Raw genomic sequence first — 20,833 nt, forward strand, 5'->3', positions numbered from 1 at the left:
TATGGGTCCCGGCTCCGGTGCGCGATTGCGCACCAGGCCGGGACGACGGTGAGATCGAGATGAGCACGCCTTCCAACTCCAAATTCCGCAACAGCAAGGAAGCCCCGACCGAGCCGTTCAAGCGCTCGGTGGCGTCCTGCCTGAAGGCGATCGCAAAGTCGCCCGAGCTCGACGTCTCCTTTGCGGCCGAGCGCCCGGGCCTCGCGCCGGGCAAAGCCCGCTTGCCCGAGCCGGCGCGCAAAATGACAAAACGCGACGCCGCGATCGTGCGCGGCCACGCGGACTCGATCGCGCTGAAGATCGCCTGTCACGATCCGAAAGTTCATCGCAAGCTGATGCCCGGCAATCCGCAGGCGCGCGGCGTGTTCGAGGCGGTCGAGCAGGCGAGAGTCGAGGCGATCGGTGCGCGTCGCATGGCGGGCGTTGCCCGGAATCTCACCGCGATGCTCGACGACCACTTCCACCGCGGCAAGTTCGACGAGATCACCGACCGCGCCGATGCGCCGCTGGCCGATGCGCTGGCGATGCTGGTGCGCGAGCGCCTCACGGGTCTGGCGCCGCCCACGGCCGCCAGGAAGATGGTCGATCTCTGGCGTCCCATTCTCGAAGACAAGATCGGCAAGCGGCTCGACCGGCTCGATGGCGTGGTCGAGGACCAGACCAAGTTCGGCGATGCCGTACATGACCTCCTCACCGCGCTCGACCTCGGCGATGAGCGCAGCGCCGACAGCGAGGACGACGAGGACAACGACGAGAACCAGGACGGCGACAACGATCAGTCCGGCGCGGAAGGCTCGCCCGATTCCGACGCCGCGCAGGAGATGAGCGCCGACCAGGCGCAGGCTTCATCAGAGGAGATGAGCGAGAGCGCGATGGAAAGCGCGCAGGCCTCGACCTCTGATACCTTCGACGACGGCGAGCTTGGCGACGACGAGACGCCGGGCGAGGCGACGCGTCCGAACCAGCATGGCAAGAACGAGCCGCGCGGGCCGGAATATCACGCCTTCGCGCCGAAATTCGACGAGGTCATCGCCGCCGAGGATCTCTGCGACCATGACGAGCTGGAGCGCCTGCGCGCCTATCTCGACAAGCAGCTTGCGCATCTCCAGGGCATCGTTGCCCGCCTCGCCAACCGCCTGCAGCGCCGGTTGATGGCGCAGCAGAACCGCGCCTGGGAGTTCGATCTCGAAGAGGGCATTCTGGACCCCGCCCGCCTGTCGCGCGTCGTCACCGATCCCTATCACCCGCTGTCCTTCATGCACGAGAAGGAGGCGACGTTCCGCGACACCGTCGTCACGCTGCTGCTCGACAATTCCGGCTCGATGCGCGGACGCCCGATCACGGTCGCCGCCACCTGCGCCGACATTCTGGCGCGCACGCTGGAGCGTTGCGGCGTCAAGGTCGAGATCCTCGGCTTCACCACGCGCGCCTGGAAGGGCGGGCAATCGCGCGAGGCGTGGCTGGCCGCCGGCAAGCCGGCCAATCCCGGCCGCCTCAACGATCTGCGCCACATCATCTACAAATCCGCCGACGCTCCCTGGCGCCGTGCGCGGAAGAATCTCGGCCTGATGATGCGCGAGGGGCTGCTGAAGGAGAACATCGACGGCGAGGCGCTGGACTGGGCGCACAAGCGCCTGCTCGGCCGCCCCGAGCAGCGCAAGATCCTGATGATGATCTCGGACGGCGCGCCGGTCGACGATTCCACGCTGTCGGTCAATCCCGGCAATTATCTCGAGCGGCATCTGCGCCACATCATCGAGGAGATCGAGACCCGCTCGCCGGTCGAGCTGATCGCGATCGGCATCGGCCATGACGTGACGCGCTACTATCGCCGCGCGGTGACGATCGTGGATGCCGAGGAGCTCGGCGGCGCCATCACCGAGAAGCTCGCCGAACTGTTCAGCGAGACCAACGCCGCGCCCACGCAACCGGCCGGTCGCCCGCGACGCAAACTGCATTCGTGAGCACAGATCGATCCCGCCGCAGCTTTCTTGGTCACGCGGCGGCGGGATTTTCCACTCTCGCTTTGCCCGGGCTCGCACAAGCGCAGGCCAGGCCGGCGCAGCCAGAACAAAGGCCGGCGCAGCTCGAGCATGGCGTCAACGAGCCCGTCAGCATCGAGGTCAATGCGCGGCCGATTCCGTTCTTCGAGCCGCGCGATCGTTCGCGCGTGCGCTTCGGCTCATTGCAATATCGCAGCGGGCTGGTGCTGACCTCGCCGCATCGCGGCTTCGGCGGCCTCTCCGGCTTCCGCTTCCTCGATGCCAAGGGCGAGCGCTTCCTCGCGCTGTCGGATCAAGGCACCTGGTTCACCGGTGCCATCCGCTATGACGGCGGCAGGATGGTCGGCCTCGCCGATGTCGAGGCCGCGCCGATGCTGAACGCGGAGGGCCGCCCGATCACCGAGAAGCGGCTCTGGTACGACACCGAGTCGCTCGCGCGCGACGGCTCGCTTGTCTATGTCGGGCTCGAGCGCGTCAACCAGATCATGCGCTTCGACTTCGCACACGGCGGCACGCGCGCCCGCGGCGAGGTGATCCCGACGCCATCAGCGATCCGCAAGCTGCCGGTCAACAAGGGGCTCGAGGCGCTGGTGTTCGTGCCGAAAGGCAAGAGCACGCCGCTCGCCGGCACGCTTGTAGCGTTCTCGGAGCGCGGGCTCGATGCCGACGGCAATCTGGTCGCCTTCCTGATCGGTGGCCCGTCGCCTGGCCAGTTCGCCGTGCGCCGCACCGACAAGTTCGATATCAGCGACGCCGTACTGCTGCCATCAGGCGAGCTGCTCATCCTCGAGCGCAAATTCTCCTGGTTCACCGGCATCGACATCCGCATCCGTTCGATCCCCCTGAAATCGATCGCGCCGGGCGCGCTGGTCGACGGCTTTGAGCTGTTTCGCGCCGATCTCGGCCACGAGGTCGACAACATGGAGGGCATCGACGCCCACGTCACTGATGACGGCGAGACCGTGCTGACCATGGTGTCGGACGACAATTTCTCCCTGCTCCAGCGCACCCTGCTGCTGCAATTCACGCTGGTGGAGTAGGTTGAACGTCGGCTGCCCCTGCGCCGACACACCATCATGCCCGACCGCCGCGCCGTCCTGGCTCTGCTCCTCGCCGTCGCCGCCTCGCCCGCTTTGGCGACGGCCGAGCACAAATACGGCAAGGGTGAATACGCCATCATCCAGGGTGGCAAGGCGCCGAACGGAAAGCTCTCTGTTGCCGCGCATGGCGAGGGCGATGCCGGCTCGGAGAATTTCCGCCTCTCATTGATGGCGGAGCCCGCGCATCGCAAGCTGATGACCCTTCCCAATGTCAAAGACGACAACATCCTGGACTCGGCGCCGGATGCCTTCCACGCCGCCTGGTCGGCGGACTCGCGCTTTGTCGCAGTGTCGTTCCGCAGCGAGCGCCACGTCGTCACGCTGAACATTTATGACATCAACGGCACCAGGGCGAAGCTGCTCGACGGCCCCGACCTGTTCCGCGACGTCACCGGCCGCAGCGTCGGTCGCGACCACGACCTCGACGTGCGCTCCTCGGTGCCTGATTTCACCTGGGCGGCCCCGCGCCGCTTCCATCTCACCGAATACCGGGTCCTGGTTGCTGATGACGCCAGGCTTCTCGACAAGCTCGGCCCTCTCGCCAGGACGCTGAAGTATGACGGTGACGGCACCATGATCGAGTTCTCGGCGGTGACGGATGGCGAGCTTCTGCCCGACGGCAGGATCCGCATGGGCAAGCCGACGCCGGGGAAGTTCGTGGATTCGCCGTAGGGGGCGCGCCCCCCGCAATGCATGGCCCCGCTATCCGCCATGCCGACCGCGCATCTCGCAATTCGCCGCCCAGCCACTAAACTTCATGCAATCGCTTCCATCCCTCGCTGTCCCGGATCCCCCTCGCATGAGCGCCCTGTTTTCCCCGATCAAGCTGCGCGGCCTGACCCTAGAGAACCGCGTCGTGGTGTCGCCGATGTGCCAGTATTCGGCCGAGGACGGCGTTCCCACCGATTGGCACTTCACCCACATCAACAACCTGGCGCTGTCGGGGGCTGCGATGTTCTGCATCGAGGCGACCCATGTCGAGGCGATCGGCCGCATCACGCCGGGCTGTCTCGGCCTCTATAGCGACGCCTCCGAGGCCGCGCTGAAGCAGATCCTCGGCTCGGTGCGGAAGTATTCGCACACCGCCATCGCGATGCAGCTCGCCCATGCCGGCCGCAAAGCCTCCAGCGCGCGCCCCTGGGACGGCGGCCAGCTCATTCCGCTCGAGCAAGGCGGCTGGCAGACGGTGGCGCCGTCGGCGATCCCGCACAAGGAGGGCGAGGCCGCGCCGCTCGCGCTAGATAGCGCCGGCCTGAAGCGCATCCGCGAGGCCTTCGTCGACGCAGCGAAGCGCGCCGATCGCATCGGCATCGACGCGATCGAGCTGCACGGCGCGCACGGCTATCTCATGCACGAGTTCCTGTCGCCGATCTCCAACAGGCGCACCGACGAATATGGCGGTTCCCTGCAAAACCGGATGCGCTTCCCGCTCGAAATCTTTGAGGCCGTCCGCGCCGTGTTCCCGGAAAACAAGCCGGTCGGGATGCGGGTGTCCTCGACCGATTGGGTCGAGGGCGGCTGGGATCTGGGCCAGACCATCGAATTTGCGCGGGCGTTGAAGGCGCGCGGCGTCGACTGGATCGATGCCTCCTCCGGCGGCGTCTCGCCGCTGCAGAAGATCACGCTCGGCCCCGGCTATCAGGTCCAGTTCGCCGACGCGATCAAGCGCGAGACCGGCGTGCCGACCATTGCGGTCGGCCTGATCACCGAAGCGAAGCACGCCGAGGAGATCGTCGCGAGTGGCAAAGCCGACATGGTCGCGCTCGGCCGCGCCATGCTCTACGACCCCCGCTGGGGCTGGCACGCCGCCGCCGAACTTGGCGGCGAAGTCGAGGCCCCACCGCAATATTGGCGTTCGCAGCCCTCGACCCAGAAGGCGCTGTTCGGCAGGACCACGTTCGGGGCAAGGTGAGGTGGCTGCTGCACTCACCTCACGCATCCGTAACCCCCCTTAGCTTTCACCGGCCGGCAAACTGGCCTAACCTCCGCGCCTCATCACGGAGGTCCGCCATGCGGTTTCGTGTTCGCAAGACTGCCCACGTGTTCGAGCGATTGGGCCTCGCGATGGCTGGCGCGGCGTGCGGGCTGTTCGTGGGCGCCTATGTCGGATCGGCGATATCAGCGCTGACAACGCAGGGCTTCCTGCTGCTGATGATGGTGCTCGGTGCGATCGGCTTCTATCTCGGCATCGACACGCCGCAGCTGCCGTTCGACGACGCCCACAGCCACATCGACGCCGCCGAGCTGCTCAGTTCCGCCGGCACGCTCTGCGCCACGCTCGCCGCGCTCGTCTCCGTGGCCGTCATCGTGCTCCGCCTCGAGCCCCACGACGCACTGACCTGGCTGGCGCTGCTGGGCTGGATCGGCGGCGTCGCCATGCAGATCGTCGCGGGCGCGAAGGCGCGGATGCGGAAGGCGTGAGGGAGCGGGTCAGGCTTCGCCCATTCCGCCGTCGTCCTGGCGAAAGACCTTAAAACACCACGCCCACCCGCGTGCCGCGTTTCCACGCGATCCTGCAGCGCTTCTTGGTGTTGACGTGCAGCAGCTCGAACCGATCGGGGATCTTCACCTGCCCGCCGAGATCGACGCAGGCCCCGCCGGGCGAATAGTCGATCAGCGTGCACGGGATCACCGGCGCGCGCGGGTCGGTGATGATCTTGGCCTGGCGCGACACCAGGCCTGATGGCTTCACACGGGCAAACCTTCGCGGGAATTGTGGCACGTGTCCTCCTGCTCCGCCGCTCATGCGGAGGTCTCGACGGTCATGATGCCGGTGATGTGATGCGATCGCGCTAAAGCGGGGCTGAGAATTTTAATGAAAAGTAGCGGCGATTGCAGAATGCGGAGGTAGTGGGGTGGTGTAGCGCGAGCCAGCCGCCTCATTCTCCGTCATTGCGAGCGCAGCGAAGCATCCAGAGTGTCTCCGCGGGAAGATTCTGGGTTGCTTCGCTACGCTCGCAATGACGGGAAAGGGCCGCCGTTATCCCGCCTCCACCGTCTCCACCCCCGCCGCCAGATCCACCCCCGGCGGTACCGGCATCGGCACCGTCACGAAATCCTTCGGCAGATTCACCGGCCGATAGTCCGGCTCGACGTCCATCCGTTTCAGCACGCTCTCATGCACATGCGCGCCTTCAGGAATGAAGCGCGGCTCGGCGTCGGGAATGTAGAACCCCGCCACCACCTTCCGCTCCGGCCATTCCCGGTATTTCGCGCGCTTCGGCAGATATTCCAGCACGCGCCAGAGTGCCGTCATCGAATTGTGCAAGCCCCCCGCCTTGCCGGTGAACGCGGGCGGGACATATTGGAACGGCGAGTTCTTGCGCTGGATGCCCCAGGCGAGCTGGTTCACGGTGCGCTTGTTGAAGTTGAGCCCGGCCTTTTCCGCTTCCTCGATCATCCACAGCAGCGGATATTTCGACTCGGCACTCTCGGCTTCCGGATAGCCGCCGCCGACGTCGCAATGCACGCCTGAGAACCACACCTGCATGATGTCCTGCCCCACCTTTTTCTCGTCGGGCACGTAGCGGTTGCTCCAATATTCCTGCGGCTCCTCATACGCCTTGAGGCGGAACATGCGCCGCCGCTCGTCGATCGCGATCGCCTGGCGGAAGATGTTGACGCTCGGATTGCGCCTGACGAAGGCGAGCTCCTCCAGCGTGAACACCAGGAAGAACACGTCGCGCCGCGGCACGATCACGCTTGCCACCGTATCCCAGACGCCGATGAAGTGGATGGTCGGCCAGCGCGTCGAGGTGATGCGCGCGAACTGCGCGGCAAGGTCGAATGCGTCCTTCGGCAGCGGCCCCTGGTCGTCGACCACGATATCCTTGAGGTCCTCGATGTCGTTGCCGCGCCCGAGCCCGGAATATTGCTTGTAGGCGACAAGGCCACTGCCTGCGAGGTTCGCCTGCTCCGGCGAGATCAGGCCGACTTTATGGATCAGCCCCGCCAGCACGCGCACGGTATAGGCGCCGCGCGAAAAGCCGAACAGATAGATGCGGTCGCCGGGCGCATAATGCTCGATCAGGAAGCAATAGGCTGAGAGCACGTTGTCATCGAGCCCGTAGCCGGTGGCGAGCCCCAGCACCAGCCTGATGTTGGCCTTCCACCTGTTCCAGGTCGACGGCTCCGTCACCGTGCCGACCCCGGGATCGTAAAACACCATCTGCCGCGGATGGGTCTTGTCGGTCTTGCGCAGGCAGCGATACAGCTTCAGGACGTTGGAGATGTTCTCGCTGATCTCGTTGCCGGTGCCGTCACAGCAAATGACGAGGTTTTTCGACTCGGGTTTGGCCGCGTACTCCATGGGATGCGCCTCCGGGTGATGCTACCGGGGCGAGTATAGCGGAAATGCGCGGCGGCGAGGAGACGGCAGTGCTTGCCGCGAGCGCCGGTGCGCTCCCTCGCCCGCCCGCGGCGAGAGGGTTGGGGTGAGGGGGAGTCTCCGCGGGGTCGGTGAGAGTTGGACTCGTGGAGAGTCCCCCTCACCCGGAATTTGCGCAGCAAATTCCGACCTCTCCCCGCAAGCGGGGCGAGGTGAAAAGCACCGGCTCCGCGACAATCGCGAATCTACTTCTTCTTCCCCGGCCCGAAATCCGGCTGCCAATTCGCGTCCTTGCGGCTAGGCGCTGCGGCGATCACCTTGGCCTTGTCCTTCTTCGGCTTCTTGGCTTCACGATTGCTGCGTTGCTGTCCCTTGGCCATTTTCGTCTCCTCCAAAAGGTTTCGAGTGAACTTGGCTTGACCGATGGCAACGTGTGCATCCCGCGCGACGCGCAGGTGCATAACAGAGGTACGCCTGTAGCGCACCGATAGCGAGAGCTAAAACGCCGCGCTGCAAGCGCGCTAACCCCCTCAACTTCTATGCCGCACTCCCAGCCGAAGAACACCCGCCACCGCGCGCCGGTGACCGCACAGTTCGACGATTTCGCGAGACTTGGCGGAGATAGTTGAGCGGGCGACGGGCGCCTGCGGTAGCCACGGCTCGCGCCCGGAAATAAGTGTCGTCCCGGCCGAGTGCGCAATTGCGCACGGGAGCCAGGTCCCATAACCACCGCAGCGAGTTGTTGCGGATAGTTGTGCCACAGCGTGCTTCGACAGGAGTAGACCGGGGTAATGGGTCCTGGCCCGCAGCCTCGGCTGTTGACATTAACCGTCCGTTAACCATGCGGTCGCCTAATGTCGGCGATGGGGGGATTCACCATGCCGGCCCATGTGACGCGATTGAAATTGATGCCTGTTTCGGCCGATCCGGCCATCCAGTCGGTGGCGAGGCTGGCGGTACGCGCCAGGGCCGTCCTACAGGGCAAAACGCCTGTCCTACGGAGCAAAGCCATGTTCGGAAAGGACGACCTCGTGGACCATCTCAGCCGCGATCTCGATCGCGCGCGCGAAAGACGCGACGCACTCGCATCCGAAGCCACGAACCTGACGGCCCAGATCGCCGAAATCGAAGCCCGCCTTTCGGAGGAAAAGAAAAGGCGGGAGCGCGAGCGCGTCCTGGGCGAGATCGAAGCGATCAAGACGCGAATCAAGCAAGCCGCCGGCGCATTTGCACCTGTCGTCGACGGTCTCTCGAAGGCGATCGAGCAGGCTACGGCAGTCGTGCCCGAGGCGCGCGAGCTCAATAGTTTCCTGGTGTCGGTGGCGAGCGAGATCGACAGCGTGCTCGATCCCCTGTTGCGCGAACTTGATCAGCGCGCGGATGGGGTGCGAGGGGGACAGGCCGTGCCGGAGCTGCCGAGTCCGGCCCATGAAGCGCCGCCAGTCGAGCTGCCGAAAGACACCAACGAGCGCCTGCTTCGCTTCCCGGCTTGGCTGTCTCGCGACAAGGAGGCGGACAAGAAAGAAACCGCAGAGAGCTCGCGCAGCACGGCAGCGTGAAGCATCGACGCGCTGCGCGGCTTAAGAAGCGACTGAAAATGCGGCCAGCATTTTCAGGAACTTCCTATTCACTTTTCGTCATGCCCGGGCTTGTCCCGGGCATCCACGTTCTTGGTGCCGTGGGAAAGGTCGTGGATGGCCGGGTCAAGCCCGGCCATGACGATGTGGAGGCATCGCACTCAAGCTCACGAAGGCAAACGTGATTGTTCCGCGCTTGGCAGGCAACCGCGCTCCAGCCACTCAATTGGCCGCGCGGCGCAGGAAGGCCGGGATATCGAGAACGGCCTCGTCGGGCGCATTGCGCGCAGGCGCGCGGCCTTGGGGATGCAGCGGCTGAATTGCCGCCTGGCGCGCATAATCCATGCCCGGCCTTGCTGGTGGTCCCACGGGATGATGCGGCTGCGGGCGGAGCGGCGGGCTTTCTCCTTGCGGAAGGGGTGCGCTGCGCTCGATGCGATCGGCGATGCGCCGGCCGTCATTGCGCAGCTTTCCGGCAAGTTGGGCGAGGGCGGTTTCCACCGGCAGCGCCTGCGCCGCGTCGAGATTGTCTATGCCGGTCGCCACCACCGAGACGCGGACGATGCCTTCGAGGCTTTCGTCAAAGGACGCGCCGACGATGATGTTGGCATCCGGGTCGGCCTCGTCGCGAATGCGGGTGGCGGCTTCGTCGACCTCGTACAGCATGAGATCCTTGCCGCCGGTGATGGAGATGATGAGGCCGCTGGCGCGCTTGATCGAGGGATTCTCGATCAACGGATTGGAGATCGCGGCCACGGCGGCGGCAAGCACGCGCTTCTCGCCCGAAGCCTCGCCCCGTCCCATCATGGCCTTGCCCTTCTCCTTCATGACCGAGAGGACGTCGGCAAAATCGAGATTGATCAGGCCTTCCTTGACGATGAGGTCGCTGATGCAGGCGACGCCCGAATACAGCACCTGGTCGGCCAGGGCGAAGGCATCGGCGAATGTGGTCTTCTCGCTGGCGACCCGGAACAGGTTCTGGTTCGGGATGATCAGGAGGGTGTCGACCGTCTTCAGCAGCTCCTCGATGCCGGCTTCGGCGAAGCGCATGCGGCGCTGGCCCTCGAAGTAGAACGGCTTGGTGACCACGCCGATGGTGAGAATGCCGAGCTCGCGCGCGATCCTCGCGACCACGGGTGCGGCCCCGGTGCCGGTGCCGCCGCCCATGCCGGCCGTCACGAACACCATGTGCGCGCCGGTCAATTGATCGCGGATCGTATCGATCGCCTCTTCGGCCGCGGCGCGTCCCAGTTCCGGCTGCGAGCCGGCGCCGAGGCCCGCGGTCACCTTCGTGCCGAGCTGGATGAGGCGGGTTGCCTTCGACATGGCCAGCGCCTGCGCGTCGGTATTGGCGACGACGAACTCGACCCCCTGCAGCCCGGCGGTGATCATGTTGTTCACGGCATTGCCGCCGGCGCCGCCGACGCCGAACACGACGATGCGGGCCTTCATTTCATGGATATCGATATTGCCAGCCATTTTTTCCTCGCGATTGGTCCGGCAAGCCGGGGATTGGAGAAAGTCTCAAATGCTACCCGCATGATTCGGAAAAGTGCGCTGCGGTTTTCCGAATAAGATCATGCGCAAACAACAACCTAGAGCGCGATGACTACTCCATCCTGACCTCATCGCGCTCTAGCCATGCGGTCTGCTTGCACGATCGAAGCGGCCAGGTGTCCCAAGCGAAGCGCGGCGTGCCCGATGAGCGAACCGCCCGCGCGGCGATCGGTCCGCAGCGCCGTCATTTCGTCTTCCAGTCGTGCCGCCCACGCATTGGCGGCCGTCGCCTCGGCGCTCGCCTGCTGCAGCTCGACGGCGAGGCGCTCGGCGCGCTCGCGCTCGCGTTCGAACACTTGCCTGTAGGCGGTTGCCACGTCTTCGAGCCGCGCGATCTCCGCCTTGAAGGCCTCGGTCTCAGAAGCGTTTTCGAGCGAAGTGGATACCGGTTCGCGCAAGCAAAACGCGTCAGAATAAAAATCTGGAGCCCCGTTCCGACTCCGTCGGAACGGAAATGGCTCTAACGCTTCGATCCTCGCCATGGTGTCCCCGATGGGGTCGGCCCGGCGACCCGTTCTTGGGCGGGGCGTGTACCGCAGTTCGGAGAAATCAACCCTCACCAGGGCCTTGCCGTCATCCGAACGCGAGCGCGGCAGGCGGCGACGTCTCGCCAGCGACCGCGCGGCCTCGCGCGAGATATTGAGGCGGGCACCCAGATCGGCATACGTCAACAACGCAACAGGCATCGGCGCTTCTCCTGGAGCGAACCGGGAAGGCATTTCGGGCTAATGATGGCTGGACGATTACAGCAGGCTAGGCTGCGTTGGTTAATGCGTGGTTAACAGCCGCGCGGTGCTGTTTACAGGTGCCATCACCGTGCCGCCCCCGGGGATTGGAGCGCCGGCCCGGGGATTGGAGAGCACCTGCGCAGGCAGCAAGGGCTTCAGGATGTTGGAGACGTTCTCCGAAATCTCGTTGCCGGTGCCGTGACAGCGGATGACGAGGTTTTTGGGGTGGGGTTGGCCGCGTGCTCGATGGGATGCGCTTCCGGGTCATGCTACCGGGGCGAGTATATAGCCGAAATGCGCGGCGGCGAGGAGACGGCAATGCTTGCCGCGAGCGCCGGTGCGCTCCCTCGCCCCGCTCTTGTCCGCCGAAGCCTTGGCGAAGGCGGATGCGGGGGCGCGACGAGCTTCGCTCGCGCTGAGAGGGCTGGGGTGAGAGGTGCTTCCGCAATCACGGTGAGAGTTGGGCGCGCGATCGCTCCCGCGGAGAGGGAGAAGTGACACCGGGCACAGCGACGATAGCGCTGGCTATTGCCGCGCAAGAAGCGCATGCTCGCGCTCGCCGGCGTCGGTTTGGGGCCGCCCTCGCAGCAAGGCAGGCGTGCATGACCATCCGTTCGCGGCGGGACACCGTCACGTTCAAGCATCCGTTCCGCATCCACGGCATCGATCGGGTGCTGCCCGCGGGCAGCTATCCCGTGATCGCCGACGAGGAGACGATCGAGAGCGAGACCTTCTCCGCGTGGCGCCGCGTCGGCACGTCGATCATCGTGCCCGTAGAGGGCATGCTCGGCTCGGTGGAGATGCTGTCGATCCGCGCGATCGACCTTGCGGACGCGATTGCGTCCGATGCGAGCATCGCCAATGACTGATCACCCCGTCGATCTCGACAAGCATCGCGGCATGGCCGCGCAGAAGGCCACCGATTTGCGCCGCACGCTCGCCGAGGTCGAGAACCATGTCCGCGAGCTGCGCGAGCGCGAGGCCGATCTCGAACACCGCCTGATGACGGTGCCATCAGCCTCCTGGGCGGAGGCCGCCGTGAAGGCGCGCTACCTCCTCAACCTCTACGCCGCCAGCCTCCCAGCGGAGGACACCCGCCACCGCGCCCTGGTGACGGCGCTGCTCGACGATTTCGCAAGGCTGGGCGGGGATAGTTGAAGCGGGCCGCGGGCGCGCTGCGGCGATCGTGCGCGCATAGGAAAGACGGTGCCCACGCCGAAAACAGCCGTGTCCCGGCCCCCGTGCGCAATTTCGCACTAGGCCGGGACGACGTTGGAGTCAGTGCGCGCGTGCCACGCAATCATCGCGTCGCCGAGCAACAGGAGTCCCCCATGCCCCTCACCAGCGGCCGCTTCATCGGCCACGAACAGGACCGCGGCATCATCCAGTTCTCCATGCACGACGGCGCGAAGGAGATCCCCTGCGCCATCTCCACCTCCGCAATGGACGATCTCGAACGCGGCCCGCAAACCCGCCCCGAGCACCGCGAAGCCCAGTTCACCCGCCTCCGCGACCGCATCGAAACCCGCGCCGCCAGCAAATACAGCGCCTGCGAGTTCGAAGGCTCCCCGCCGGGCATCGTGCTGCGGAGCATCGATTTTCGGGGGTAGGGGGAGCCTACTTCGGCGGTTCTTGCGGCTTGCCCTGAAATTGAATGTTGCACTTCTTTGCGATCGAGGCTTGCTCAATCGCAATCATCTGCCCTTTCATTTGCGCAAGTTCGGCCGCAGTCTGTTTGTCGCCACCGACCAGGAATGCCGCGGGCCAGAACACAACGATAGCGACGCCCGTCGCCACCTGATCCTTGGTGCGCTGACTGTCTTGCGCGCCGGAGAGCATCGCAGCTCTGGTAGACACCGCCTGCGCCTCCAGCGCGAGCTGCTGACAGTTGTACTGTTGATATTGCACCGGCGACACGTAGGCCGCCGATATGTCTGATGATGAAGAAGCGCAGCCAGCAAGTGCGGTCGCAATGACCGCCAGGCTCAAATAACGCATAAGAATCCCCCAGCCAGGAAAGCAATATCGAAGCTCAACCAAAACGTGAGATCAATAAGACGTTCGCCGGGCCGGTAGAACTACGGACTAGCGGCCGAGCGATGCACCGCAGCAAGCGTGGAGACCGATACTCCTGAGCTGTTGAGTTGCCGCGCCCCCGTGAACGCATCGAAGCTCGACGCGTCCAAGTATCACGCAGTATTCGAGATTTAGATTGCTCGCGGAGTGCCTCAGAGAAGCGAAGGCTGCCGTCTAGATCTTTAGTTGACGGAGCTTGGTACTCTTCATGGGCAATTCGTACATTGCTCCACCCTGAACTGTTGCCGGGACAGTTTGAATGACGGGCCACAGCGCTAGCAAGCGTTCCATCTGCTTTATCACAGTGCCTTGTAGAGCCCTTGCGAGAGGAAGAGGCCAATGAGATTAGAGTTTCGAAAGGCATGATATTCAGCGCGATTCCTTGTAATTCGCCGATCGCCAGAGACGACGATCCACTGCCCGTCTTTGCTTAGGTTTGCGATCCAATCGACGTCACTAATGTTGCGGGGAAATTTTTCCGCCAAGTAGGAGACTTCGTGTTCGCCCTTGAAGAGTTCACGAAGGGCTCGCGCCATCGCCGAAGACATGTTGTGGTCAAAGAAGAGCTTCACGCAGCGAGTGATTGTTCAAATTTCACGGCGTCTCTGACCGCGGACGGCGATACGTCATACAGTCTGCTCACGCGCGTGATTGATCCCTCGGCCTTAAGGGCGTCAGCCAGCACCACGGTCGGTACACCATAGTTCGTTGCAATCGGCTGGCCAAAAGCGCGCTTAGGATCGATCACAATGCTCTGCCTGCCTTCGAACGGTCGCCAGCGCGTGACAATGTCGTGCGAGATATCGAGGTCTTTAAAAGTTCTATCGATAACCTTCTTGATTGCATATTGATGGCTTTTGAGGTCGAGAACCTCATCCTCGCCGGTCCGCCTCATGCTCTCTAGAAAGATGGTGCGTCCATCTGTTCGGAAGCGACGAGTGGAAAATGGATGGTCGTCGCCAGCACATTCCCGTGCGTATTCGAGGCAGTTGCGAACAGTGAGAATAGAGAGGCCAGCGTCGAGGAAGCTCTTGATCACTCGAAGCTCAATCAGATCTCGAAACCCCAGTTCGATGTGATGATCATATGCGGGTAGCTGAGGCGTCCAGAGGGGGGCATGTCGATCGTCTTGTCGCCATGCGTATAGCTGTAGCCTCCGAGCCATCGGCGGATATTTAGTGGTCGGATCTTGAGCAACCTTGCAGCCTCGGGCACGGTGTAATAGCCGATCCCGAGGGTGGGGGTGTCTTTCTGGTAGTGGGTCTGAAGCATGGTCGGACCATAACGCGAATGGCGTTTTCAGACCATATCGCGTCGGAGCACATGGTGCATGCTAGTCAACCCGCCCATAAAGGAACAAAAACGGCCGGATCTTTCGATCCGGCCGCAGCGCAAAACTCTACCCGGCTAAGCCTACGCCACGCAACCTAGCCCCAGCCCTATTCCGAAAAAATCTCAGCTGGCCTTCTTGGCCGGCGCGTCGCCGACCTTCTTCTCGATGGCGCGCTTCAGCTCGAGGGCGCGCGGCGACAGGGTGGCGGCGTTGGCCTTGAGCAGGAAGGGGTCGAGGCCGCCATTGTGGTCGACGCTCTTCACCGCGTTGGTGGAGACGCGCAGGCGCACGTTGCGGCCCAGCGCTTCCGAGATGAAGGTGACGTTGACCAGGTTCGGCAGGAAGCGGCGCTTGGTCTTGATGTTGGAGTGGCTGACCTTGTGGCCGACGAGGGGGCCCTTGGCCGTCAGTTCGCAGCGGCGAGACATGGCATAATTCCTTCGGTCTAAACCCCCAATGCTTGCGGCCGCCTTCAGGGGCGCCACGGGGGCAAATTCTTTCGTCCTTGCAGGGAGCGGGCGGACGTATAGGGGCAGTAGGGCGGGTAGTCAAGGATTTGGGGCGGGATCGTGCCCCAGGTGTCATCGCCCGCGAAGGCAGGCGATCCGGTACGCCGAGGCGGCGCGGCTGGAGCCGGAAGGCGGCGGCGTACTGACAGCGGAGGGAAAGGGGAGAGGCAAGCGAGCCCGCTGCAGAACTCCGGGAAATCACCAAAACGGCAATGTTTAAAACCCCTTACCATCACATAAAGGGCGCAATCGCCGCTGAAAAGTCCAGTGAGTTCCTTTAAAGCTTGGCCCTTGGGACACATTGCTTGCCGCCGGAGCAGGCTTAAGTAACAACCACTCGTTTTCCGATTGGATCGTCTCGTGCACACGTCCCCCCTCATCCCGCCCCGGCTGCGCGCGGCCGGCAGGCTGGCCGTTGTCATCAGGCTGGCGCTGGCGGCTGTTGGCGGGCTGGTTTGGGTGTGGGGAACGCAGCCGGCGGCGGCGCAGGGCAAGCTCGAGGCGCAATATGAGGCGACGCTGTCAGGCATTCCGGTCGGCCGCGGCGCCTGGAACATCGATATCCAGGACGACGTGTTTTCCGCGGCGGCCTCCGGCGGCACCACAGGCATTCTGAAATCCTTCGCGGGCGGGTCCGGCACCGGCGCCTCGCAGGGGCGCGTCGTCAACGGCGCGCTGGTCGCCAGCGCTTACCAGGCCTCCACCACCACCTCGAAAAAGACCGAAGAGATCCACATCACCCTCGACAAGGGCAATGTGAAGGATTTTGGCATCATCCCGGAGCCGCCTGTTGATCCTGATCGTATCGTCGTCACCGAGGCGCATCGGCGCGGCGTGTTCGATCCGATGACGGCCTCGCTGGTGCGCGTGCCAGGCACCGGCGATCCCCTGTCGCCCGAGGCCTGCCATGGCTCGGCGCCGGTGTTCGACGGCCGCATGCGCTACGAGCTCAAGCTCGATTTCAAGCGCATGGAGACGGTGAAGGCGGAGAAGGGCTATCACGGCCCGGTCGTGGTCTGCGCGGTCTATTTCGTGCCCGTCGCCGGCTACATCCCCGACCGCCCCGTGATCAGATACCTCGCCGCCCAGCGCAACATCGAGATCGCGCTCGCGCCCGTCGCGGGCACGCGGATCCTGGTTCCATTCTGGCTGAAGGTCCCGACCCCGCTCGGCCCCGCCATGCTGGAAGCCACCAGCTTCATCACCACGGCCCAGCCGCCAAGAGTGGCGAAGACGCAGTAGGGGCTGCACTGCCCACCCCCGCCCACCGGCCGTCATTCCGGGGCGCGCCCCTTGGCGCGAACCCGGAATCCATCGGGCCGCGGCGACTGTCTCACGATGGATTCCGGGTTCGTCGCCGCGCGACGCCCCGGAATGACTGATGGAGACGTGGCAGCAAGCCATATCAATGACTTACCTACTGTGCATGGGGTTGTTTCGGCGACAGGGCCGCATTTTCCGGGAATCCATTTGACTCCGGCCCGATTCTGATTCGACTCGGCGCCATCCCCAACTTAAGGGTTTCAGCCCCCACATCGTCGCTTGTGCGGCCCCCCAAAACTCCATCTAGTGCACACGCAAAACGAGTCCCACGACAGCTTGCGTGAACGGAACGGGACTCACAGGGGAGTCAGCGATTCGGCCGCGATTCGTTCTAGAGTCGTTCCGAAGCTTAAGGGATGAGGAAAAAGCGTCGCAAAGTGAGACAGTTGCGCGAGGTTTCTAGATCCCGTCACCCTGAGGTGGCCGCTTCTTCAGCGGCCCTCGAAAGGCGACGGGCCCGGCTGGTGCCGCCCGGCTGGCACCCCGGCCCTGCATCCTTCGAGCACCTCAGGATGACGGATCGCGCGCACGGCACCCCTTCGCCTCATCAAGCCCTGACTTTCGCCCCATCAGCCATTACCTATTCCGGCAGACATGGCCTTTCCTCCTTCCCCCTTCGCTTCCGAGCGCGTGCCCGGCGCTGGCGTCACTGCGGTGCTCGGGCCCACCAACACCGGCAAGACCCATCTCGCCATCGAACGGATGCTGGCGCATTCGTCGGGCCTGATCGGCTTGCCGCTGCGCCTGCTGGCGCGCGAGGTCTATAACAAGATCGTCGCCCGCGTCGGCCCTGAGGCCGTCGCGCTGGTGACGGGCGAGGAGAAGATCAAGCCCAGGAGCCCGCGCTACTGGGTCTCGACCGTCGAGGCGATGCCGCGCGATCTGGACGTCTCCTTCCTCGCCGTCGACGAGATCCAGATCGCCTCCGATCTCGAGCGCGGCCACGTCTTCACCGACCGCATCCTCAACCGCCGCGGCCGCGATGAGACGCTGCTGCTGGGCGCCGCCACGATGCGCCCGATCATCGAGCGGCTCCTGCCCGGCGTGTCCATGATCACCCGGCCGCGCCTGTCGCAGCTGGAATTTGCCGGCGACCGCAAGATCACGCGCCAGCCGCGCCGCACCGCCATCGTCGCCTTCTCCGCCGACGAGGTCTACGCCATCGCCGAGCTGATCCGCCGCCAGCACGGCGGCGCCGCCGTGGTGCTGGGCTCGCTCTCACCGCGCACCCGCAACGCGCAGGTGGCGATGTTCCAGAACGGCGATGTCGATTATCTCGTCGCCACCGATGCTGTCGGCATGGGCCTCAATCTCGACGTCGACCACGTCGCCTTCGCCTCCGACCGCAAGTTCGACGGCTTTCAGTTCCGAAGGCTGACGCCGGCCGAGTTCGCGCAAATCGCCGGCCGCGCGGGGCGCGCCACGCGCAACGGCACTTTCGGTACCACGGGCCGCTGCGGCCCGTTCGAGCCCGAGCTCGTGAATGCGCTCCAGAACCACATCTTCGATCCCGTGAAGATGCTGCAATGGCGCAACTCGAAGCTGGATTTCTCCTCCCTCGGCGCGCTCCAGGTCTCGCTCAATCTCGCCCCCGGCCACGAGACGCTGACGCGGGCGCCGATCGCCGAAGACATGCGCGTGCTCGACCACGCCGCCCGCGACGTCGAGGTGCGCGATATCGCGCATGGCAAGGCGGCCGTGGAGCGGCTCTGGGAGGCCTGCCAGGTCCCGGACTACCGGAAACTGTCGCCTGCGGCCCATGCCGAGCTGGTGACGACGCTCTACGGCTTCCTGATGCGGAAGGGCTGCATCCCCGATTCCTGGTTCGCGGCCCAGGTCGAGCAGGCCGACCGCGTCGACGGCGACATCGACACACTATCGGCGCGAATCGCGCAGATCCGCACCTGGACCTTCGTCGCCAACCGCCCGGACTGGCTGAAAGACCCCGATCGCTGGCAGGGGATCGCCCGCGAGGTCGAAAATAAATTATCGGATGCGCTCCATGAACGCTTGACTGAGCGTTTCGTTGATCGCCGGACCAGTGTATTGATGCGCCGCCTGCGGGAGAACACGAGCTTGAATACGGAAATCGGCAAGACCGGCGAAGTTATCGTCGAAGGCCATGTCATCGGCCGCCTCGATGGCTTCACCTTTGCACCGGATGCGGCGGAAGCCGGCTCCGATGCGAAAGCCTTGCAGGCTGCCGCGCAAGCGGTGCTCGCCGGCGAGATCAATACGCGCGCCGAAAAACTCGGCAACGCGCCGGACGATCAGTTCGTGCTGACCTCCGACGGCACCATCCGCTGGACCGGCGACGCCGTGGCGCGGCTGACGGCCGCAGAGGAGGCGCTGCATCCGCGCATCCGCATCATCTCGGATGAGCGGCTCACGGGCGCTCCCCGCGAAAAAGTGCAGGCGCGGCTCGACCTCTGGCTCAAGACGCATATCGAAAAGCTGCTCGGGCCGATGTTCGAGCTGTCGAGGGCCGAGGACGTCACGGGTATCGCCCGCGGCATCGCCTATCAGCTGGTCGAGGCGCTCGGTGTGCTCGAGCGTCCGAAGATCGCCAACGAGCTGAAGGATCTCGACCAGCCCTCGCGCGCGACGCTGCGTAAATATGGCGTCCGCTTCGGCGCCTATCACATCTATTTCCCCGGCATCCTCAAGCCCGCCGCGCGTGCGCTGGCTGCGCTGTTGTGGGCGCTGAAGCAGGACAATGTCGATCTGTCGGCACTGTCGGGGGCGCAGCATCTGGCTTCCTCGGGGCGCACTTCGTTCCCGGTCGACAAGAGCTTGCCGCGCGATGCCTATCGCGTGCTCGGCTACAAGCAGGCCGGCGAGCGTGCCGTGCGGGTCGATATCCTGGAGCGCCTTGCGGATCTGATCCGGCCCGCGCTGGCCTGGCGCGAGAACTCGCCCGGCGAAAAGCCCGCCGGCGCGTTCGACGGCCGCAGCTTCGTTGTCACACAGGCGATGACCTCGCTCACCGGCTCCGCCGGTGAGGACTTTGCCTCGGTGCTGCGCGCGCTCGGCTATCGCATGGAGAAGCGTGCACCGCTGCCGCCGAAGCCGGTCGCGACCGTGGCTGCGGAAACGCCGGCTGCTGAGGCATCTGCAGAAGCGCCTGCGACCGAACAGGCGGTCGCACCCGCGGATGTCGCGATCGAAGCCGTCACCGTCGAAGACGCGCCCGGCATGGAGCAGCATGAAGAGCCCGCTCACGAAGAGCCGGCGCTCGAAGTCTCTTCTGATTCGCCCGTCACGCCCGAAGATGCCCCCGGCATTGCCCCGCCGGTGGAAGAGGCTGCTGCAGCGGCAGAGGCTGGAGCTGAAGACGCTCCCGCCGAAACCGCCGCAGTGGAAGCCGCCGCCTCCCCCGATGCCGCTGCGCCGGTCGAGGCGGCGCCGGCTGAAGCTGCGGCTGCGCCCGCTGAACCCGAGCTCGTCGAAGTCTGGCGTCCCGGTGGCCGTCACGAGGATCGCAAGCCGCGTCACGAGCGTCATCGCCATCAGCGCCACCACAATCAGCGCCCGCAGCAGGCGAGCGCCGAGGCCGGTGCTGACGGCGCCACGACTGCGCCGGGCGAAGCCGCCGAAGGCGCGAAGGCGGGACATCGTCACGGCGGCCATCGTCGCGACCGCGATGCTGGCCGAGATTTCCGCAAAGGCCGTGAAGGCGGCGAGGGTGGTGAGCGCCGCGACGACCGCAATCGCAGCTTTCAGGGCAAGGACCGCGACAAGGATCGCGATCGCAACCGCGACAACAAGAAGTTCGGCGGCGATCGTGACAAGGGCCGCGACAACAGGGGCGGCCGCGACCGCGACAAGGGCAGGGATCGCCGCGACCGCGAGTCAGGTCCGTCGCTGCGTCCCTACGCCTCGAGCGCGAGCCCGCGTGAGCGCGATCGTCCCGCCGATCCGAACTCGCCCTTCGCCAAGCTCGCAGCGCTGAAAGAGCAGCTCTCGGGGCGCAAGGAGTAATCCCACGACCACCGAGCGGCAGCGCCTCGACAAATGGCTGTGGCACGCGCGGGTGGTGAAGGCGCGGACCTCGGCGGCTGAACTTGTCGTAACAGGCCACGTCCGCATCAACGGCACGCGCGAGAAATCGCCGGGCCATGCGATCAAGCTCGGCGACGTCATCACCGTCGCGCTCGATCGCACCGTACGCGTGCTCAAAGTGACTGCTTTCATCGAGCGGCGCGGCGATGCCGCCTCGGCGCGCCTGCTCTACGAGGAGCTCGGCGACATAAAGCGCAATTAGTTGCGCATGGTATTCATTTCTTGGTCGATCAACCAC

General features: G+C 64.9%; 21 protein-coding genes and 1 pseudogene. 12 read left to right on the forward strand and 10 right to left on the reverse strand.

All coding sequences use genetic code 11. The annotated features are described in order from the left end of the window. The first annotated feature begins 59 nt into the window (after positions 1-59). The 5 genes from cobT (at position 60) to ACNJX9_RS02970 (ending at position 5,524) form a co-directional block, all read left to right on the forward strand. Entirely contained in the window at positions 60-1,964 is a 1,905-nt protein-coding gene (gene cobT / locus ACNJX9_RS02950; RefSeq protein ID WP_057747448.1) for a cobaltochelatase subunit CobT, read from the forward strand. Continuing rightward, positions 1,961-3,043 (forward strand): esterase-like activity of phytase family protein, encoded by a 1,083-nt coding sequence (locus tag ACNJX9_RS02955; protein WP_439407749.1) that lies wholly within the window; start codon positions 1,961-1,963, stop codon positions 3,041-3,043. Before cobT ends, ACNJX9_RS02955 begins: the two co-directional genes overlap by 4 nt. 36 nt (positions 3,044-3,079) lie before the next feature. Further along, complete coding sequence (locus tag ACNJX9_RS02960) at positions 3,080-3,775, forward strand: hypothetical protein (protein WP_439407750.1); 696 nt, start codon at positions 3,080-3,082, stop codon at positions 3,773-3,775. A 127-nt stretch (positions 3,776-3,902) separates the two neighbouring features. Beyond that, positions 3,903-5,015: an NADH:flavin oxidoreductase/NADH oxidase gene (locus ACNJX9_RS02965; RefSeq protein ID WP_439407751.1), complete on the forward strand. Its 1,113-nt coding sequence runs from the start codon at positions 3,903-3,905 to the stop codon at positions 5,013-5,015. Positions 5,016-5,113: 98 nt separating this feature from the next. Then, positions 5,114-5,524, forward strand: a complete 411-nt coding sequence (locus tag ACNJX9_RS02970) for a hypothetical protein (protein WP_057747452.1) — start codon at positions 5,114-5,116, stop codon at positions 5,522-5,524. Between the two features lie 49 nt (positions 5,525-5,573). On the opposite strand, the gene ACNJX9_RS02975 is transcribed toward ACNJX9_RS02970, so the two are convergent. From ACNJX9_RS02975 to ACNJX9_RS02985, 3 genes are all read right to left on the reverse strand, one after another. After that, positions 5,574-5,825 carry a PilZ domain-containing protein gene (locus ACNJX9_RS02975; RefSeq protein WP_083514210.1) on the reverse strand — a complete coding sequence of 84 codons (252 nt, stop codon included), beginning with the start codon at positions 5,823-5,825 and terminating at the stop codon, positions 5,574-5,576. 258 nt (positions 5,826-6,083) lie between these two features. Further along, positions 6,084-7,412, reverse strand: a complete 1,329-nt coding sequence (locus ACNJX9_RS02980; protein ID WP_439407752.1) for a DUF2235 domain-containing protein — start codon at positions 7,410-7,412, stop codon at positions 6,084-6,086. A 263-nt stretch (positions 7,413-7,675) separates the two neighbouring features. Then, the gene (locus ACNJX9_RS02985; protein WP_283809592.1) at positions 7,676-7,810 is read right to left on the reverse strand and encodes a hypothetical protein; all 135 of its coding nucleotides are present in this window, start codon (positions 7,808-7,810) and stop codon (positions 7,676-7,678) included. Between the two features lie 630 nt (positions 7,811-8,440). On the opposite strand from ACNJX9_RS02985, the gene ACNJX9_RS02990 reads away from it, so the two are divergent. Next, positions 8,441-8,989, forward strand: a complete 549-nt coding sequence (locus ACNJX9_RS02990; RefSeq protein ID WP_439407753.1) for a hypothetical protein — start codon at positions 8,441-8,443, stop codon at positions 8,987-8,989. Between the two features lie 240 nt (positions 8,990-9,229). Here ACNJX9_RS02990 and ftsZ read toward each other — a convergent pair whose 3' ends face one another. Continuing rightward, positions 9,230-10,486: a cell division protein FtsZ gene (gene ftsZ, locus ACNJX9_RS02995; protein ID WP_057747457.1), complete on the reverse strand. Its 1,257-nt coding sequence runs from the start codon at positions 10,484-10,486 to the stop codon at positions 9,230-9,232. Positions 10,487-10,632: 146 nt separating this feature from the next. After that, the gene (locus tag ACNJX9_RS03000) at positions 10,633-11,250 is read right to left on the reverse strand and encodes a hypothetical protein (protein ID WP_439407754.1); all 618 of its coding nucleotides are present in this window, start codon (positions 11,248-11,250) and stop codon (positions 10,633-10,635) included. A 644-nt stretch (positions 11,251-11,894) separates the two neighbouring features. Here ACNJX9_RS03000 and ACNJX9_RS03005 point away from each other — a divergent pair. From ACNJX9_RS03005 to ACNJX9_RS03015, 3 genes are all read left to right on the forward strand, one after another. Continuing rightward, complete coding sequence (locus tag ACNJX9_RS03005) at positions 11,895-12,161, forward strand: hypothetical protein (RefSeq protein ID WP_439407755.1); 267 nt, start codon at positions 11,895-11,897, stop codon at positions 12,159-12,161. Next, positions 12,154-12,450: a hypothetical protein gene (locus ACNJX9_RS03010; RefSeq protein ID WP_439407756.1), complete on the forward strand. Its 297-nt coding sequence runs from the start codon at positions 12,154-12,156 to the stop codon at positions 12,448-12,450. The genes ACNJX9_RS03005 and ACNJX9_RS03010 overlap by 8 nt, the downstream gene beginning before the upstream one ends. Before the next feature lie 173 nt (positions 12,451-12,623). Further along, positions 12,624-12,902: a DUF1488 family protein gene (locus tag ACNJX9_RS03015; protein WP_439407757.1), complete on the forward strand. Its 279-nt coding sequence runs from the start codon at positions 12,624-12,626 to the stop codon at positions 12,900-12,902. A 7-nt stretch (positions 12,903-12,909) separates the two neighbouring features. On the opposite strand, the gene ACNJX9_RS03020 is transcribed toward ACNJX9_RS03015, so the two are convergent. The 5 genes from ACNJX9_RS03020 to rpmB form a co-directional block, all read right to left on the reverse strand. Beyond that, positions 12,910-13,290: a hypothetical protein gene (locus ACNJX9_RS03020; RefSeq protein ID WP_271620698.1), complete on the reverse strand. Its 381-nt coding sequence runs from the start codon at positions 13,288-13,290 to the stop codon at positions 12,910-12,912. A 377-nt stretch (positions 13,291-13,667) separates the two neighbouring features. After that, positions 13,668-13,940, reverse strand: a complete 273-nt coding sequence (locus tag ACNJX9_RS03025) for a hypothetical protein (RefSeq protein ID WP_439407758.1) — start codon at positions 13,938-13,940, stop codon at positions 13,668-13,670. After that, positions 13,937-14,407 carry a DUF433 domain-containing protein gene (locus ACNJX9_RS03030; protein ID WP_439407759.1) on the reverse strand — a complete coding sequence of 157 codons (471 nt, stop codon included), beginning with the start codon at positions 14,405-14,407 and terminating at the stop codon, positions 13,937-13,939. The genes ACNJX9_RS03025 and ACNJX9_RS03030 overlap by 4 nt, the downstream gene beginning before the upstream one ends. A gap of 11 nt (positions 14,408-14,418) precedes the next feature. Beyond that, on the reverse strand, positions 14,419-14,640 hold the full coding sequence (locus tag ACNJX9_RS03035) for a hypothetical protein (RefSeq protein ID WP_439407760.1): 222 nt from the start codon (positions 14,638-14,640) through the stop codon (positions 14,419-14,421). A gap of 183 nt (positions 14,641-14,823) precedes the next feature. Continuing rightward, positions 14,824-15,129, reverse strand: a complete 306-nt coding sequence (gene rpmB, locus ACNJX9_RS03040) for a 50S ribosomal protein L28 (RefSeq protein WP_057747461.1) — start codon at positions 15,127-15,129, stop codon at positions 14,824-14,826. Between the two features lie 513 nt (positions 15,130-15,642). Between rpmB and ACNJX9_RS03045 the strand changes: the two genes are divergently transcribed. The 3 genes and pseudogenes from ACNJX9_RS03045 to ACNJX9_RS03055 all read left to right on the forward strand — a co-directional run. After that, positions 15,643-16,452 carry a DUF3108 domain-containing protein gene (locus ACNJX9_RS03045; protein ID WP_439410244.1) on the forward strand — a complete coding sequence of 270 codons (810 nt, stop codon included), beginning with the start codon at positions 15,643-15,645 and terminating at the stop codon, positions 16,450-16,452. A gap of 675 nt (positions 16,453-17,127) precedes the next feature. Then, positions 17,128-20,514 carry a helicase-related protein gene (locus ACNJX9_RS03050; protein WP_439407761.1) on the forward strand — a complete coding sequence of 1,129 codons (3,387 nt, stop codon included), beginning with the start codon at positions 17,128-17,130 and terminating at the stop codon, positions 20,512-20,514. Between the two features lie 13 nt (positions 20,515-20,527). Continuing rightward, a pseudogene (locus ACNJX9_RS03055) lies at positions 20,528-20,797 on the forward strand (RNA-binding S4 domain-containing protein); the annotation flags it as partial. Between the last annotated feature and the right edge of the window lie 36 nt (positions 20,798-20,833).

The organism is Bradyrhizobium sp. BLXBL-03 (genome assembly GCF_051853015.1).
Lineage (GTDB): Bacteria > Pseudomonadota > Alphaproteobacteria > Rhizobiales > Xanthobacteraceae > Bradyrhizobium > Bradyrhizobium manausense.

Coding starts and splice junctions, on each gene's coding strand:
- ACNJX9_RS02970 (WP_057747452.1), top strand. CDS start 5,114: ATGCGGTTTCGTGTTCGCAAGACTGCCCACGTGTTCGAGCGATTGGGC.
- ACNJX9_RS02990 (WP_439407753.1), top strand. CDS start 8,441: ATGTTCGGAAAGGACGACCTCGTGGACCATCTCAGCCGCGATCTCGAT.
- ACNJX9_RS02960 (WP_439407750.1), top strand. CDS start 3,080: ATGCCCGACCGCCGCGCCGTCCTGGCTCTGCTCCTCGCCGTCGCCGCC.
- rpmB (WP_057747461.1), bottom strand. CDS start 15,129: ATGTCTCGCCGCTGCGAACTGACGGCCAAGGGCCCCCTCGTCGGCCAC.
- ACNJX9_RS03050 (WP_439407761.1), top strand. CDS start 17,128: ATGGCCTTTCCTCCTTCCCCCTTCGCTTCCGAGCGCGTGCCCGGCGCT.
- ACNJX9_RS03035 (WP_439407760.1), bottom strand. CDS start 14,640: ATGCTTCAGACCCACTACCAGAAAGACACCCCCACCCTCGGGATCGGC.
- ACNJX9_RS03010 (WP_439407756.1), top strand. CDS start 12,154: ATGACTGATCACCCCGTCGATCTCGACAAGCATCGCGGCATGGCCGCG.
- ACNJX9_RS03005 (WP_439407755.1), top strand. CDS start 11,895: ATGACCATCCGTTCGCGGCGGGACACCGTCACGTTCAAGCATCCGTTC.
- ACNJX9_RS02980 (WP_439407752.1), bottom strand. CDS start 7,412: ATGGAGTACGCGGCCAAACCCGAGTCGAAAAACCTCGTCATTTGCTGT.
- ACNJX9_RS02965 (WP_439407751.1), top strand. CDS start 3,903: ATGAGCGCCCTGTTTTCCCCGATCAAGCTGCGCGGCCTGACCCTAGAG.
- cobT (WP_057747448.1), top strand. CDS start 60: ATGAGCACGCCTTCCAACTCCAAATTCCGCAACAGCAAGGAAGCCCCG.
- ftsZ (WP_057747457.1), bottom strand. CDS start 10,486: ATGGCTGGCAATATCGATATCCATGAAATGAAGGCCCGCATCGTCGTG.
- ACNJX9_RS03020 (WP_271620698.1), bottom strand. CDS start 13,290: ATGCGTTATTTGAGCCTGGCGGTCATTGCGACCGCACTTGCTGGCTGC.
- ACNJX9_RS03015 (WP_439407757.1), top strand. CDS start 12,624: ATGCCCCTCACCAGCGGCCGCTTCATCGGCCACGAACAGGACCGCGGC.
- ACNJX9_RS02985 (WP_283809592.1), bottom strand. CDS start 7,810: ATGGCCAAGGGACAGCAACGCAGCAATCGTGAAGCCAAGAAGCCGAAG.
- ACNJX9_RS03000 (WP_439407754.1), bottom strand. CDS start 11,250: ATGCCTGTTGCGTTGTTGACGTATGCCGATCTGGGTGCCCGCCTCAAT.